The organism is Actinomycetes bacterium, from assembly GCA_022599915.1.
In the GTDB taxonomy this organism is placed as follows: domain Bacteria; phylum Actinomycetota; class Actinomycetes; order S36-B12.
On record JAHZLH010000033.1, the window covers coordinates 30,643 to 45,990 of the forward strand.

At 60.4% G+C, this 15,348-nt stretch carries 13 protein-coding genes; all 13 read right to left on the reverse strand.

The features are described from left to right. Nucleotides 1-44 precede the first annotated feature (44 nt). Nucleotides 45-1,604, reverse strand: coding sequence for an NADH-quinone oxidoreductase subunit NuoN (nuoN, locus tag K0U62_06410; protein ID MCH9801151.1), 1,560 nt, complete (start codon nt 1,602-1,604; stop codon nt 45-47). Continuing rightward, nucleotides 1,601-3,163 (reverse strand): NADH-quinone oxidoreductase subunit M, encoded by a 1,563-nt coding sequence (locus K0U62_06415; protein MCH9801152.1) that lies wholly within the window; start codon nt 3,161-3,163, stop codon nt 1,601-1,603. The genes nuoN and K0U62_06415 overlap by 4 nt, the downstream gene beginning before the upstream one ends. After that, nucleotides 3,163-5,022, reverse strand: a complete 1,860-nt coding sequence (gene nuoL / locus K0U62_06420) for an NADH-quinone oxidoreductase subunit L (protein MCH9801153.1) — start codon at nt 5,020-5,022, stop codon at nt 3,163-3,165. Before nuoL ends, K0U62_06415 begins: the two co-directional genes overlap by 1 nt. Before the next feature lie 111 nt (nt 5,023-5,133). After that, nucleotides 5,134-5,433 (reverse strand): NADH-quinone oxidoreductase subunit NuoK, encoded by a 300-nt coding sequence (gene nuoK, locus K0U62_06425; protein ID MCH9801154.1) that lies wholly within the window; start codon nt 5,431-5,433, stop codon nt 5,134-5,136. Then, nucleotides 5,433-6,392, reverse strand: a complete 960-nt coding sequence (locus tag K0U62_06430) for an NADH-quinone oxidoreductase subunit J (protein MCH9801155.1) — start codon at nt 6,390-6,392, stop codon at nt 5,433-5,435. Before K0U62_06430 ends, nuoK begins: the two co-directional genes overlap by 1 nt. Continuing rightward, a complete protein-coding gene (nuoI, locus tag K0U62_06435; protein MCH9801156.1) occupies nt 6,389-6,985 on the reverse strand; it encodes an NADH-quinone oxidoreductase subunit NuoI in 597 nt (198 codons plus the stop codon). The genes K0U62_06430 and nuoI overlap by 4 nt, the downstream gene beginning before the upstream one ends. Next, nucleotides 6,978-8,306, reverse strand: a complete 1,329-nt coding sequence (gene nuoH, locus K0U62_06440; GenBank protein MCH9801157.1) for an NADH-quinone oxidoreductase subunit NuoH — start codon at nt 8,304-8,306, stop codon at nt 6,978-6,980. Before nuoH ends, nuoI begins: the two co-directional genes overlap by 8 nt. Further along, complete coding sequence (locus tag K0U62_06445; protein ID MCH9801158.1) at nt 8,306-10,780, reverse strand: NADH-quinone oxidoreductase subunit G; 2,475 nt, start codon at nt 10,778-10,780, stop codon at nt 8,306-8,308. Before K0U62_06445 ends, nuoH begins: the two co-directional genes overlap by 1 nt. Next, entirely contained in the window at nt 10,777-12,096 is a 1,320-nt protein-coding gene (gene nuoF / locus K0U62_06450; GenBank protein MCH9801159.1) for an NADH-quinone oxidoreductase subunit NuoF, read from the reverse strand. Before nuoF ends, K0U62_06445 begins: the two co-directional genes overlap by 4 nt. After that, nucleotides 12,096-12,743 carry an NAD(P)H-dependent oxidoreductase subunit E gene (locus K0U62_06455; protein ID MCH9801160.1) on the reverse strand — a complete coding sequence of 216 codons (648 nt, stop codon included), beginning with the start codon at nt 12,741-12,743 and terminating at the stop codon, nt 12,096-12,098. The genes nuoF and K0U62_06455 overlap by 1 nt, the downstream gene beginning before the upstream one ends. Then, nucleotides 12,740-14,056, reverse strand: coding sequence for an NADH-quinone oxidoreductase subunit D (locus K0U62_06460; GenBank protein ID MCH9801161.1), 1,317 nt, complete (start codon nt 14,054-14,056; stop codon nt 12,740-12,742). Before K0U62_06460 ends, K0U62_06455 begins: the two co-directional genes overlap by 4 nt. Then, complete coding sequence (locus K0U62_06465) at nt 14,056-14,796, reverse strand: NADH-quinone oxidoreductase subunit C (protein ID MCH9801162.1); 741 nt, start codon at nt 14,794-14,796, stop codon at nt 14,056-14,058. The genes K0U62_06460 and K0U62_06465 overlap by 1 nt, the downstream gene beginning before the upstream one ends. Continuing rightward, a complete protein-coding gene (locus K0U62_06470) occupies nt 14,793-15,347 on the reverse strand; it encodes an NADH-quinone oxidoreductase subunit B (GenBank protein ID MCH9801163.1) in 555 nt (184 codons plus the stop codon). Before K0U62_06470 ends, K0U62_06465 begins: the two co-directional genes overlap by 4 nt. Nucleotide 15,348: the final 1 nt, after the last annotated feature.

A 15,348-nucleotide genomic window follows, 5' to 3' on the forward strand; every position in this document is an offset into this window, starting at 1 on the left:
GTCCGCTTTCGGACCTCCACTACTGTCCTCAGTCACCACGCACGTCACCGCAAGAAAATGTCCGCCTGCGCCGCCCAATCCAACACCGGTTGCGGGAAAACTCCGAGAACCAGGGTGACTGCAACACCCAAGGCGATCGCAGTCCGGCTGAAACCGGACGGCACCGCGACGGACGGCCCATCACCCACCGGATCGGACAGGAACATCACCACAACGACGCGGATGTAGAAGAACGCAGCGATCGCAGAAGCAAGCACAGCCAGGAGTACTAGCCAGCCTTCGCCGGCAGCAGCGGCAGCAGCGAACACTGAGAACTTGCCGATGAACCCAGCGGTCAGCGGTATACCTGCAAACGACAGCAAGAACAGCGCAAACGCGCCTGCCAGCCAGGGATTAGTCCGGCCCAGACCACGCCAATTCTCCAGCGCAGTATTCTCCCCGGTGTCGTCGCGGACCAACATCACCACACCGAAAGCACCAACCGTCGCCAACCCGTAGGTAACGAGGTAGAACATGGTGGCAGCGAGACCTTCTGGTGTCACCGCGATGACTCCCAACAGCAGGAAGCCGGCGTGCGCAATCGAGGAATAGGCCAGCATGCGCTTGATGTCGTTTTGCACCAAAGCGACGATCGAGCCCGCAAAGAAGGTGAGGGCCGCGATGACCCAAAACGCTGGTCGCCAATCCCAACTTGATCCAGCAAATGCCACATACATCAATCGCAGCAGCGCACCAAACGCCGCCACCTTGACGCCAGCGGCCATGAAGCCGGTGATTGGCGTCGGCGCACCCTGATAGACGTCCGGCGCCCACGAGTGGAACGGCACTGCCGCCACCTTGAAGAGCATGCCAACCGCGATCATCGCGATCCCGCCCAGCAGTAGTCCGCTGGTCTGCGGCTGAGCGGTGATCTGTTCGGCGATGCCGCCGAGGTTCACCGTCCCGGCAAACCCGTAGACCAGTGCCGCACCGTAGAGGAAGAAGGCCGAGGAGAACGCTCCCAGCAGGAAGTACTTCAGCGCGGACTCTTGGCTCAGCAGTCGACGCCGCCGCGCCATCCCAGCCAGCAGATACAGTGGCAAACTCATGATTTCTAATGCCACGAACATCGTCAGCAAGTCATTGCTCGCCGGGAAGAGCATCATGCCGCCCACGGCGAAGAGGAACAGGGGCCACACTTCCGTCTGCAAATAGCCGCGCGCAGTGAACTGACGTTCGTCCTCAGAGCCCGGCATAGCCGAGGCACGGGCAGCAAACGCGTCACCGCTCGGGTCGATCTTACGTTCCGCCATAGTTAGCGCCGCTAGCAACGACACCAGCAAAATGCCGCCCTGCAAGAACAGCGCCGGGCCGTCCACGACTGCGGCTCCCGCGACAACTGGGCCACCTGAGCCGGCGGCGAGTACGACCAGCACAAACGCCACGATCAGCGACGCAAATGTCAGCGTCAGCTGCACTGGACGACGAGCGTCCCGTGGCATGAACGCCTCAATCAGCACCCCAATCGCGGCTGCGCCCATTACAACCGCCATGGGACCGAGCAGCACCCAGTCCAGTTCCGGCATCTCGATGGGAGGGAACTCCTCCAACGGCAAGCCGATCATGGCTGGCTCCCCTCGGCGACGGGACTCATTACAGTTTCCGGATCAGTCGACCCGGTCCATTCCAGGGTGTTAGCGACGGCTGGTTCCAAGACATCCAACACCGGAGCCGGGTAGAAGCCAAGGAATACCACCAAAGCGATAATCGGGGCGAGTACCCAGCGTTCCCGCAGGTTCAGATCTGGCATTCCCCGCACTTGCTCCGTTTCCGGGCCAGTCATGGTGCGCTGGTACAGCAGCAAGACGTATAGCGCAGCGAAAACGATGCCCAGCGTGGCGCCCGCCCCCAACCAGGGGCTGACGGTAAAGGCACCCAGCAGCACCAGGAACTCGGAGACGAAGGTGCTCAAACCAGGCAGCGCCAGCGCCGTTAGTCCGGCGATCAGGAACATGCCGGCCAACACCGGTGCCGGTTTCACCACACCACCGTAGTCAGCCACGTTGGCAGACTTCCGCCGCACAATCATGAACCCAGCCACCATGAATAACAACGCGGTGCTGAGGCCGTGACCCAGCATGTAGAGCCCAGCCCCGACCTGACCCTGCGACGTGAAGACAAAGATGCCCAGGGTGATGAAGCCGAAGTGCGAGATCGACACATAACCGAAGAGTCGCTTCATGTCGGTCTGGCCGATCGCGGCCAACGCGCCGTAGAAGATACCGATGACCGACACCGCAATGATGATCGGGGCATAGGTTTGCGAAGCTTCCGGGAACAGCGGCAGACAAAGCCGCAGCATGCCATAGGTGCCGATCTTGTCGAGCACCCCGATCAACAGCACGGCCGTGCCCGGGGTTGACGAACCGGCAGCATCCGGCAACCAGGTATGTACCGGCCACAGTGGGGCTTTAATCGCGAACGCGAGGAAGAAGCCCCAGAACATCAGGTTCTCCAGCACCGGGTCCATGTCCATACCGATCAGTTCCGGCAGGTACAACGTCGGGGAGCCCAGCGTTTCGGAGGCGACGAACCACAGCATCACCAATGCGGCCAGCATGACCAGGCCACCAGCGAGGCTGTAGATCAGGAACTTCACCGACGCATACGTGCGCCGACCAGTGCCATAGCGACCGATCATGAAGTAGACCGGAATCAGGATGGCCTCAAATAAGAAGTAGAACAGGAAGACATCCAGCGCCACGAAGACGCCGATCATCATCGTTTCCAGCAGCAGCACCAACGCGAAGTAGCCGCGAACCGATCCGGGCTTTTGCTTGTCGGTAGTGGGAAGCCCAGCGGTATCTTCCACGTCATTCCAACCGGCGATGATCACCAGTGGTACCAGCAGCGTGGCAAGGAAGACCAAGACTAGGGCCAAGCCGTCAACACCGACCGAGTAGGTCAATCCCAGCGACGGGATCCACTCGTGGCTCTCGACTAACTGGTAGGTGGCCGAAGAGGAGACGTCATATTGGGTGATGGCGTACACCCCAACACCGAAGGTGGCAACGGCGAAGAACAGCGCAATCTGCTTAGCCCGAGCAGCACTTTGTCCAGAACCAAATGCAACGACCAGTGAGCCGATAAGTGGGACAAGAGCCAGAATCGTCAAGGTACCCATCAGAACCACCGCGCAATCACGAAAACAACGCCAATGATGACCGCACCAGCCACCATAGATAGCGCGTAGGATCTGGCGAACCCGGTTTGGACTCGCCGTAGGAATTCGCCAGCGCTGCTGAACCAGCCCGCAAAGCCGCGTACCGCACCGTCAATGACTGAGTTGTCGAACCACACCAGCCACCGCGTCAGGTACTGGCCAGGCCGCATGAATACTGCCTCGTTGAAGGCGTCGTCGTACAGCGAGTTCCGAGCTGCCACGGTGAGCGCAGAAACCTGCTGTGGCGGCTGCTGTGGCACCGGTCGGGTCGCGTATTGCCGCCAAGCGAGGAAGATACCGGTCGCGACAATGGCCAATGTGGAAAGCTCAAGTGCCCAATCGGGGATCGGTATTTCGAAGGGTTGGAAACCGGTGACTGGTTCGAGCCACCCGACGATGTCGCCGACGTAGACGAAGAACAACCCACCGAACAGCGCACCCACCGAGAGCAACAGCATCGGGATAGTCATCACGCTGGGCGACTCGTGTGGATCCGCGTCTTCTTTCCACCGCTTGTCGCCGAAGAAGGTCATCGCCAGCATCCGCGTCATGTAGAAGGCCGTGAGACCTGCGGCCGCCATCGCAGCCACACCCGCGAACCAGTTCGTTCCCAGGGCGGCCTTGATGATGTCGTCCTTGGAGAAGAAGGAGTCAAATGGCGGCAACCCGCTGATGCCCAAGAAACCGCAGAAGAAGGCGATAGTGGTGACCAACATGACTTTTCGCAGTGCGCCATAGAAGCGCATGTCCTTCTCATCCTTCATACCGTGCATGACCGAGCCAGCACTGAGGAAGAGGTCCGCCTTGAACATGCCGTGCATCAGCAGGTGGAAGATGGCAAACACATATCCGGCGGGGCCGAGACCTGCAGCGACGAACATGTAGCCAATCTGGCTCATCGTCGAACCGGCCAGCGCCTTTTTGATTTCGTCCTTAGCGCAGGCGATGACCGCACCGGCGACCATCGTGATAATGCCGACGGCAAGGACGACCGTGACTGCGACCGTCGCCAGATCAAAGATCGCGTTGCTGCGCACAATCAGGTAAACACCGGCTGTCACCATGGTGGCCGCGTGAATCAACGCCGAGACCGGAGTGGGCCCCTCCATCGCGTCCAGCAACCATGCCTGCAGCGGGAACTGCGCACTCTTACCAACTGCTGCTAGCAGCAGCGTCAGCCCAATCAGGTTCAGCGCGGTATCACTGGCTTCCGGCGCTGACTCGAAGACGGTTTCGAAGGTGACGCTGCCGAAGGTGACGAACATCAGCATCACCGCGATGCTCAAACCGACATCACCGACGCGGTTCATGACGAAAGCCTTCTTAGCCGCAACCGCCGCACTGGACTTGTACTGCCAGAAGCCGATCAGCAGGTACGACGCGAGACCGACACCTTCCCAGCCGACGTACAGCAGCAAGTAGTTGTTGGCCAGTACCAGCAGCAGCATCGCTGAGACGAACAGATTCAGGTAGGCGAAGAACTTTCGCCGATCTGGATCTTCCGCCATATAGCCGATCGAGTAGATATGAATCAGCGAACCGACCCCGGTGATCAGCATGACGAACACCATCGACAATGGGTCGAGCCGCAGCGCGAACGGCACATCGAAGGCGCCCGCGAAGGTCCAGTCCCACAGGTCGATCGTGACTAGCCGCTCATCGACGGGGGCACCCATCATTTGGCTCAGCAGCAGACAGGCCAAAATGAAGGAGCCGATCGGCAGCAGACACGCCAGGATATGTCCCCAGGAGTTCGTGCGGCGCCCACCAATCAGCAGCACTGCCGCGCCGAAGACCGGCAGAGCAATCAGCAGCCACATGTAGGGGAAGTAACCACCAGCAGCCGCCGCAGTGATGGTCTCTTGGATAGGTTCTACCGGTTCGGTAGGAAGTTCGGACAGGGGCAATGCCACAGAGGAGGTTGTCATGGGTCAGTTCCTCAGCAAGTGGGGCTCGTCGACTGACACCGACCTGCGGGTCCGGAAAATGGTCATGATGATCGCCAGCCCGACGACCACTTCAGCCGCAGCAACGATCATCACGAAGAATGCGATGGCTTGACCCTCCAGGTTCCCGTGCATCCGAGCGAAACTCACAAAAGCCAGATTGGCAGCATTCAGCATCATTTCCACGGACATGAACACCACGATGGCGTTGCGTCGCAACAGCACCCCTAGTCCGCCCAGGCAGAAAAGGATCGCCGACAAGATGATGTAGTTTGTCGGATCCATCAGCGATCACCCCCGTCGCGGCCATCTTGCCCGTTGTCATCGTTCTCGCTGCGACCCGCTTCATCCGCTCGCTCCGTCTGCGGATCCTCATGTCCACTGATCGGATCGAGAACTTCAGGACGCTCCGTCTCTTCACCCGCAGCGATCGAGCGTACCTCGTCCACATCGGCTTCGATTTCTTCCGGTTGATCGGCGATCCGAGAGTGGACAGTGCCGCGCAGTGGGGTGGGAATAGACAGGTCGCTGGGACTGCCATCTGGCAGCAGAGCTGGCGTACCGATGGCGTTGCTGGAGGCCAAGACTCCCGGATTGGGTAGGACACCCGGATGTTCCCCAGTGTCCTTGTATCGCTTCATACGCAACACGGATTGTTCCGGCTGGCCCAACTTGGGTGACCAGCGCTCTCGATGGGCAAGCACCACCGCACCGACCCCAGCGGTGATGATCAGGGTGGCGACTACCTCCAGGGCAAGCAGGTAGGTGGTGAACATCTGTCGGGCCAGTCCCTCGACGTTGCCGCCGTATTCCGCGTTAGCTTCTGCCAACCCGACGGAGGTGAAGCCGACCATGGCCGCACCGATAGCGCCAATCAGCAAGATGCCAAAGCCCACGATCAGCAGTACCGCTGCCCAACGTTGTCCCTTGAGGGTTTCGACCAGGGAGTCCGAGGAGTCGACACCCACCAGCATCAAGACGAACAGGAACAGCATCATCACCGCTCCCGTGTAAACGATGATCTGCACAAGTCCCAGGAAGGGGGCATCATTGAGTATGAAGAGGACTGCCAAGCTGATCATCGTGACGGCAACAGAAAGTGCACTGTGAACCGTTTTGCGAGAAAACACCAGCCCGAACGCCCCAAGGACGCATAGCGTGGCGCAAATCCAAAACGTGACTTCTTCCCCCATCGAGGATTCCGCTTCGCCAGTTTCGGCCACTACCAGCAGCAACTGCCTCACCGCGAGGCCTCCGCTTCCGCTGCTGCTTCTTCTTGATCAGCTGCCTCATTGGCGGCCGCTTCCGCGAACTGCTGCTCAGTAGCACCCGTGACTGTGCCTTCGTAGTAGTCCTTTTCGTCGGTGCCCGGGACCATCTCGTGCGGTGGCTGCGCCATTCCGTCTTGCAGTGGCGCCAACAAATCCTGCTTCTCGAAGATCAGTTTCTCTCGCGAGTTGTCAGCCAGCTCGTAGTCGTGGGTCATGGTCAACGCACGAGTGGGGCAGGCCTCAATACATAGTCCACAGAAGATGCAGCGCAGGTAATTGATTTGGTACACCCGGCCGTAGCGCTCGCCGGGCGAGAACCGCTGGTCGGTGCTGTTGTCCGCACCTTGCACGTAGATGGCGTCTGCCGGGCAGGCCCAAGCGCACAGTTCACAGCCGATGCACTTCTCCAGCCCGTCAGCGTGCCGATTCAGTTGATGCCGACCGTGGAAGCGCGGCTTCGGCGGGTACTTGTCCTTCTCCTCGGGGTACTGCTCAGTGTTGACCTTCTTGAACATCGTCGAGAAGGTCACCCAGAACCCACTCAGGGCGGGGGGTAGATCAGGCATCGGAGACCTCCGGTTTGTCGTCGTCGTCCTCAGCCGACCCATCTGTCACAGCTCCTGCGGTTGCCGGAACTGGCTTACGCACTCGGGGAGTGTAGTCAAAGGTCTGCCCTGGAAGTGGCGGTACCGGGAAGGCGCCGTCATCCGCGTCGGCCAACGACTCGGGCATGGGCTCCTTTTCGTCGATGACTTTGGAGCCCTTCACCCAAATCGAGGCGATCAGCACCAGCATCACCACTACTGCGATGGCGCCACCGACAACCACCCCGTCCAGATCCAGGTTGTACTCTTCGCGCACCACCCGAACGACAGACACCAATACGATCCAAATCAGTGAGACCGGGATCAGTACCTTCCAGCCGAACGCCATGAATTGGTCGTAGCGGAACCGTGGCAACGTTCCCCGCAGCCAGATGTACATGAAGATGAATAGCATCACCTTGCCGAGCCACCACAGCATTGGCCACCAACCTTCGTTGGCGCCCGGGATCAGCGAGATCGGCCACGGTGCCAGCCAGCCACCAAGGAACAGCGTCGTGGCCACGGCAGAAACCGTCACCATGTTGATGTACTCCGCGAGGAAGAACATGGCGAACTTCAACGAGGAGTACTCCGTGTGGAAGCCACCCACCAACTCCGACTCCGCTTCCGGCAAATCGAAGGGGGCCCGGTTGGTCTCGCCGACCATGGAAGTCACATAGATCACGAAGGACGGCGCCAGCAGTACCGCAAACCACAAGTTGGCCTGCGAGGCAGTGATCTGCGAGGTGGACATGGTCCCGGCGTAGAGGAATACCGCGACGAAGGACAAACTCATCGAAATCTCATACGAGATCATCTGGGCGCTAGAACGAAGGCCACCTAGTAGCGGGTAGGTGGAACCGCTGGACCAACCTGCCAGCACAATGCCGTAAATCCCGATGGAAGCTACTGCCAAGACATACAGCACCGACTGGGGGAAGTCCGTCAACTGCAGTGGGGTTATGACGCCGAACATGGAGACTTCTGGGCCAAACGGAATCACTGCAAACGCGGCAAATGCTGTGGTCGCCGACAGCGCTGGCGCGATCCAATAGACCGCCTTATGCACGGTTGTGGGAATGATCTCTTCTTTGAGCGCTAGTTTCACGCCGTCCATCAGCGACTGCAGCAGCCCGAACGGTCCAGTCCGGTTCGGGCCGATCCGCATCTGCATCCGAGCCACGACCCGACGTTCTGCCCAAATGGTGAACAGCACCAGCAGCACCAAAATGGCGAAGACACCGACAGTCTTGATGCAGACCAACCAGAAAGGGTCGTTGCCGAAAGCAGACAACTCGGGCATTACTTTTCACCCCTTTCAAGCCGCACCGTAGCGCCCGGCAGGGCCGCAAGACTCACCATCACCTGCGAGTTCAACGAATTTGTCGGAACCCAGACCACTCCATCGGGCATTTCGGTCAATTCGACGGGCAGCGAGATCGCTCCGTTGTCGGTCGCAATACGTAGCGCGTCGCCTTCACCCACTCCTGCGGTGGCTGCGGTACCAGCGCTGATTCGGGCGACCACCGGTTTGCGGGTACCCGCCAAATGCGGCTCGCCTTCCTGCATGACGCCCAAGTCCAACAACTGCCGCCAGGACGCCAGAACCGCTTCACCGGCACCGGGAGTCGCTGCGGCGCCCGCGGGCACATCTGCGGCTGGGACCCGATCGCCCTGCCAGGCACCCAAGTTGCCCAACTCGGTGCGTAGCGCATCCACCTCTCGGGGGGACGGCTCGAGATCGAGGTAATCGCTCAGCATGGACAACACCACTGCGTCGCTGAAACTCGTCGGTTGCGGCATAACCGCGCCGAACGGTCGACGGCGGCCTTCCCAGTTGACGAAAGCGCCAGCCTTCTCGGTAACCACCGCAACCGGCAAAACGACGTCGGCACGTGAGGTGACTTCGCTGTGCCTGGTCTCCAGCGAGACAAGGAACGGTGTAGCCTCCAGCGCGGTCAAGAGTTCGTCAGCGTCCGCGATATCAGCAGGTTCAACCCCCGCCACGAGTAGCGCCCCAATGCCAGGTGTGAACGAGGTGTCGTTATCGGCAGCATCGTCGCTATCGGTACCGGCAGCGTGGGCTGCGGCCGCGGCCACGTCGTCATGGATTTGCGCCACCACACCAGCCAGACTGCGACCAGGCTGCTGCGGCAGGTCGTCGGCATCGATACCCCACAACTCAGCGACTTCCGCTCGGGCAGTGGCATCGGTCAGTGGGCGGCCACCGGGCAATAACCCTGGCAGGCAGCCGGCATCGAGTGCACCGCGCTCCCCCGCCCGGCGAGGCACCCAAGCCAGTTCGGCACCGGTGCGCTCCGCCAACCGCTGCAGCGCAGCGAAGGCGCCAACTTCGGTGGCTGCACGCTCACCGACCAAGATGACGGCTCCCGGCTGCGACAGTTGGGAAACGGTGTCGTCGATCAGACCGTCCAGGGTGGCTGCGAGCCCACCCGGAACGCTCTCGATGAGTGAGCCGGACATCTTGTCCAGTCCCTCGGTGCGGAACGGGGCGGCGGCGAATACTTTGGTGCCAGTCCGAACTGCCTTGCGGAGCCGCAAGTAGATGATCGGCGACTCCTCCTCCGGCTCTAGCGCAGCCAGCAGCACTGCGGGGGCGTCTTCCAGCTCGCGGTAGACCGGTCCGCAACTACCCGCCACCTGATGGGCTAGGAAGGCTGCTTCCTCGTCGCTGGCGGGGCGGGCCCGCATGTCGATGTCGTCGGTGCCCAGCGCAACCCGCGCGAACCGCGCATAGGCGTAGGCGTCCTCCATAGTTAGCCGACCACCGGTCAGTACCGCAGTTCGGCCTGCCGCAGCCGCAAGTCCGTCGGCGGCAACCCGGAGAGCTTCCGGCCACGAGGCATTGCGCCACTGGCCGTTCTCCCGGATCAGCGGTTGCGTGATCCGGTCTTGGGACAGGTACGGGAAGGCGAACCGCCCCTTATCGCAGTTCCACTCCTCATTAACTTCGGGATCGTCACCGGACTGCCGCCGCATGACATTGTCGTGCCGGTAGTCGGTACGCATCGCACAGCCGGACGCGCAATGTTCGCAGGTGGTAGGAACACTCACCAGATCGAATGGCCGTGAACGGAAGCGGTATTCCTCCGAGGTCAGCGCACCCACGGGACAGATTTGGATTGTGTTGCCGGAGAAGTAGGAATCAAACGGCTCTTCGCCGACACCCACCTGTTGCTGCGCACCACGCTCAAGCAGAGCGATGAATGGGTCACCAGCGATCTGTTCGGCAAACCGGGTGCAGCGGGCGCAGGACACGCAGCGTTCCCGGTCCAACAAAATCTCGGAACTGACATTGATTGGTTTGGGGAACTCCCGCTTAGCACCGGTGAAGCGCGACTCCGACCGACCCACGCTCATCGCCTGATTTTGTAGCGGACATTCGCCGCCCTTGTCACAGACCGGGCAGTCCAGTGGATGGTTGATGAGTAAGAACTCCATCACACCTTTTTGCGCGGTAGCAGCAATCTCACTGGTGACTTGGGTCTTGACCACCATGCCGTCGTTAAGCGGTACCGCGCAGGAAGGCTGCGGCTTGGGCATGCCTTCAACGTCCACCAAGCAGGCCCGGCAAGCGGCAACGGGATCCAGCAGGGGATGGTCACAAAATCGCGGTACCTCTACACCCATGAGTTCAGCCGCCCGGATGATCATGGTGCCTTTGGGCACCGTGACCTGAGTGCCGTCAATGGTTGCGGTGATCATCTCCACCGGCGGTGCATCTTGTCCGGTCGCTTCGTGTGACGTGGTGCTCATACCTTCGCTCCCGTCAGACTGGGAATCACCATGGTCGCGCTTGGGTCGAAGACTTCATCCGGATTTTGACTGGTGGCTGCGGTGAACTCGTCACGGAAGAATTTCAGCGCTGCCGGGTACGGTGTCGCGGCGGCATCACCGAGGGCGCAAAACGATCGACCCATGATTTGGTCACAAAGTTCCACGAGCTCTTTCACTTCCGGTTCGCTGCCGCGACCGTCCGCGAACTTCTTCAGCGTGCCGGTGATCCAGTAGGTGCCTTCGCGACAGGGAGTGCATTTACCGCAGGATTCGTGCTTGTAGAACTCCAGCCAGCGGGTGATTGCCTTCACCACGCTGGTGGTCTCATCAAAGACCATGGGAGTACCGGTGCCCAACATCGAGCCGGCTTCCACCATGTCCTCGTAGGTCATCGGAATGTCCAGCTGGTCTTCGGTCAGCAGCGGAACGCTCGACCCGCCCGGTACCCAGAACTTCAGGCTGTGGCCGTCTCGCACACCACCGGCGTAGTCGAGCAACTCTCGCATGGTGATACCCAGTGGCGCTTCGTAGATTCCCGGCCGATTGACGTGGCCAGAGACAGCCCAAACTTTGAAACCCGGTGACTTCTCGGTACCGAAGCCGCGATACCAGTCCACCCCGTTTTTCAGGATGTAGGGAATCGAGGAAATCGTCTCCACGTTGTTGACCACTGTGGGTGAGGCGTACAGCCCTGCTACCGCGGGAAACGGCGGCTTCAACCGCGGTTGGCCACGACGGCCCTCCAGCGAATCCAACAGTGCCGTTTCCTCGCCGCAAATGTAGGCTCCCGCACCGCTGTGAACCACGATGTCGAGATCTAGATCCGACCCGAGAATCTTCTTGCCCACGAAGCCAGCAGCACGTGCCTGTTCCACAGCGTTGCGGACATGCCGGATCGGATGCGGTACCTCGCCACGGATGTAGATAAAGGCGTGATTGGCCCGAATCGCATGGCAGGTCATGATGATGCCCTCAATGAGTGCATGCGGGTTCGCCAGCATGATCGGGATGTCTTTGCAGGCACCCGGTTCCGATTCGTCGGCGTTAATCACCAGGTAGTGCGGTTTACCGTCGTTTTGTGGAACAAAACTCCACTTCAACCCGGTGGGGAAACCAGCACCACCGCGGCCTCGCAGGCCGGATTCTTTGACGGTCTCGATGACCTCGTCTGGATCGGTCTTCAAGACTTGATCGAGGGCCGAGTAGCCGCCGTGGCTGCGGTAACTGTCGATGTCCCACGGCTTGTCATCGTCCCAGTGAGCAGTGATCACCGGGGTGAGTTTCGTCTTAGCCATCACTTCACCATCCCGTCCGCGCCGTCTTGGGCGCGGGCCGCTTTCAGCCCGGCCAACATCAACTCGTCGACTCCGCCGCCTTCATCTGCTAGGCCGTCATCTAGGCCCGACACCGTGCGTTCCGCCGCCCGCCAACCGCGCACTGCTGGTCCGCGACTGGGAAGCACCTCTTCGCCGGCAGTGAGCCGGTCAATGACATCGATCGCCTCAGCGATCGTCGTGCGATCGAAGAACTCCCAATCCACCGTCATCACCGGCGAGTGGGTACAGGCTGCCTGACACTCGATCCGCTCCAACGTGAACTTGCCGTCCTCGGTGGTCTCGTTGTGCCGGACGCCCAACTTCTCTGAGAGCGCGTCGTAGATGGCGTCCCCACCCAGCAGTCCGCAAGCAGTGTTCACACAGACACCGATGTGGTGTTCCCCACCCGGGCTACGAAGTCGGTACATCGTGTAAAAGCTGGCTACCGCGGTGACCTCGGCAGTGGAAAGTTCCAGAATTTCCGCAGAGGCTTCGATTACTTCAGAGTTCACCATGCCGGTCTCCGACTGCATCAGGTGCAGCATCGGTACCAGCGCCGATCTCGCCTGCGGATAGCGACCGGCCAACTCTCGACTTTCCGCCATGATTTGGTCACTGAGGCTCATCGATCCACCCCTCCCATCACCGGGTCAATCCCGGCAACGGACGCGATGACATCCGAAACCATGCCACCTTCGCTCATCGCGGGAACTGCCTGCAGATTGGCGAACGACGGATCGCGGAAGTGGACCCGATGCGGCCGAGTACCGCCGGTACTCACGACATGAACGCCCAGTTCACCCCGGGGGGACTCCAGTCGCGCGTAGACCTGACCAGCGGGAACCCGGAAGCCTTCGGTCACCAACTTGAAGTGGTGAATCAACGCTTCCATCGATTCGCCCATGATCTTGCGAATGTGCTCCAAAGAATTACCCATGCCGTCGGAACCAATCGCGAGCTGGCTAGGCCAGGCGATCTTCTTGTCGGCCACCATCACCGGTCCAGGCCGGAGCCGATCGAGGCACTGCTCGACAATATTGAGCGATTGCTCCATTTCGGCGAGCCGGATCAGGAATCGACCGTAACTGTCGCATGTGGTCTGAGTCGGCACCTCGAAATCATAGGTCTCATAACCGCAGTACGGATCAGTCTTGCGAACGTCATGCGGCAAGCCGGTGGCTCGCAGCGTCGGACCGGAAATCCCGAGAGCCATGCAACCCTCGAGGTCCAGATAACCGATGCCCTGAGTGCGTGCCATCCAGATCGCGTTGTCGACGAGCAGGTCAGAAGTGTCTTTGAACCGCTTACGCAATTCCACCAGAGTTTCCGCGATCTTCTTCTCGGTGCCGTCGGGGAGATCTTGTGCCAGGCCTCCTGGGCGAATGTAGGCGTGATTCATGCGCAGACCGGTGATGATTTCAAAGAGGTCCAACACAATTTCGCGCTCACGGAAGCCGAAGATCATGGCGGTGAGTGCACCTAGTTCCAGCCCACCAGTGCCCAGCGCAACCAAGTGCGACGACACCCGGTTCAACTCCATCATCATTACCCGAAGCACCGTGGCTCGTTCCGGGATTTCGTCGGTGATTCCCAGTAACTTCTCCACGCCGAGGCAGTAGGCAGTTTCGTTGAAGAAGGGACTCAAGTAGTCCATTCGCGTCACGAAGGTACAGCCCTGCACCCAGCTGCGGTACTCCAAGTTTTTTTCGATCCCGGTATGCAAGTAGCCGATACCTGCACGGGCCTCGATAACCGATTCCCCTTCGATCTCCAGAATGAGCCGCAACACCCCGTGGGTGGAGGGATGCTGCGGACCCATATTGACCACGATTCGCTGCTTCTCACCCTCGGGTGCAGGCAATACCGTCTGCCAATCATTGCCGGTGACGGTGTAGGCAGCATCGACTGGATCGTCGAAGTTCAAGGTGCTGTCGGACATCAGTTGTACCCCCTTCTTTCGTCTGGGGGAGGCACGGTGGCTCCTTTGTACTCCACCCCGACTCCGTTCAGCGGATAATCCTTGCGTTGCGGGTGACCCGCCCAATCATCAGGCATCAAGATTCGGGTCAGCGCTGGATGGCCGTCGAAAATGATGCCGAACATGTCGAAAGTTTCTCGCTCATGCCAGTCATTCGTGGGGTAGAGCGGAACGATCGACGGGATGTGCGGATCATCGTCTGGGCACGACACCTCCACTCGCAGCGAGCGATTGTGAGTGATCGAGGTCAAGTGATAGACGGCGTGTAGCTCCTTGCCGGTGAAGTCCGGGTAGTTCACTCCGGAGACCCCCGAACACCACTCAAAGCGCAGTGCCGGCTCGTTGCGTAGCGATGCGGCCACAGCCAGCAGATGTTCGCGACGCACGTGATAAGTGATCTCACCGTGTTCGATCACTATCCGTTCAATCGCCTCAGTGGCGGGCACGCCAGCGTCTGTCAGCGCGAGTTCCAGTTCGTCGGTGACCTCATCGAACCAGCCGCCAAACGGACGTGTTGCTGCGGGCGCAGTCTCGAGAACTTCCACCAGACCGCCGAAACCAGATGTGTCACCCGTGCCAGCGACGCCGAAGGAGCCGTGGCGGACTTCCACGACCTCTGGGGCGCCCTGCTGCGACCCGGTGACCTGCTGGCCGGCCGGGGATTCCGTTGCGTCGGGTGTCGGGGTGTCGTCTGCGCTCATCGCAGCAGACCCTTCTGATCGATGGTGGGCACCGCTACCAACGCTTCCTTCTCGAGTTCCCGAACTTCCTGAGTTCGATCGGTGCCGAGTTTGCTGGCCTGCACCTCAGCGTGCAGTTTCAAGATGGCGTCGAGCAGCTGTTCGGGGCGCGGCGGGCAGCCCGGCAAGTAGATATCCACCGGAATCACGTGATCAACGCCCTGCACGATGGCGTAGTTGTTGAACATGCCACCGCTCGACGAGCAGGCGCCCATTGAGATAACCCACTTGGGGTTGGGCATTTGGTCGTATACCTGTCGCACTACCGGCGCCATTTTTTGACTTACGCGCCCGGCAACGATCATCAGGTCCGCCTGGCGCGGCGAGGGCCGGAACACTTCCATGCCGAACCGAGCCAAGTCGTAGCGACCAGCGCCAGTTGCCATCATCTCGATCGCGCAGCAGGCCAACCCGAAGGTGACCGTCCACATCGAGTTCTTGCGGGCGTATCCCGCAACACCTTCAACGGTGCTGAGCAGGAATCCGGAGGGGAGTTTCTCTTCTAGTCCCATA

Bases quoted from the DNA above. Each gene is read 5' to 3' on its own strand.
- nuoN (MCH9801151.1), bottom strand. From the start codon at position 1,604: ATGATCGGCTTGCCGTTGGAGGAGTTCCCTCCCATCGAGATGCCGGAA.
- K0U62_06415 (MCH9801152.1), bottom strand. From the start codon at position 3,163: ATGGGTACCTTGACGATTCTGGCTCTTGTCCCACTTATCGGCTCACTG.
- nuoL (MCH9801153.1), bottom strand. From the start codon at position 5,022: ATGTGGCTGCTGATTGCTCTGCCGGTCTTCGGCGCGGCAGTGCTGCTG.
- nuoK (MCH9801154.1), bottom strand. From the start codon at position 5,433: ATGGATCCGACAAACTACATCATCTTGTCGGCGATCCTTTTCTGCCTG.
- nuoI (MCH9801156.1), bottom strand. From the start codon at position 6,985: ATGCCTGATCTACCCCCCGCCCTGAGTGGGTTCTGGGTGACCTTCTCG.
- nuoH (MCH9801157.1), bottom strand. From the start codon at position 8,306: ATGCCCGAGTTGTCTGCTTTCGGCAACGACCCTTTCTGGTTGGTCTGC.
- K0U62_06445 (MCH9801158.1), bottom strand. From the start codon at position 10,780: ATGAGCACCACGTCACACGAAGCGACCGGACAAGATGCACCGCCGGTG.
- nuoF (MCH9801159.1), bottom strand. From the start codon at position 12,096: ATGGCTAAGACGAAACTCACCCCGGTGATCACTGCTCACTGGGACGAT.
- K0U62_06455 (MCH9801160.1), bottom strand. From the start codon at position 12,743: ATGAGCCTCAGTGACCAAATCATGGCGGAAAGTCGAGAGTTGGCCGGT.
- K0U62_06460 (MCH9801161.1), bottom strand. From the start codon at position 14,056: ATGTCCGACAGCACCTTGAACTTCGACGATCCAGTCGATGCTGCCTAC.
- K0U62_06465 (MCH9801162.1), bottom strand. From the start codon at position 14,796: ATGAGCGCAGACGACACCCCGACACCCGACGCAACGGAATCCCCGGCC.
- K0U62_06470 (MCH9801163.1), bottom strand. From the start codon at position 15,347: ATGGGACTAGAAGAGAAACTCCCCTCCGGATTCCTGCTCAGCACCGTT.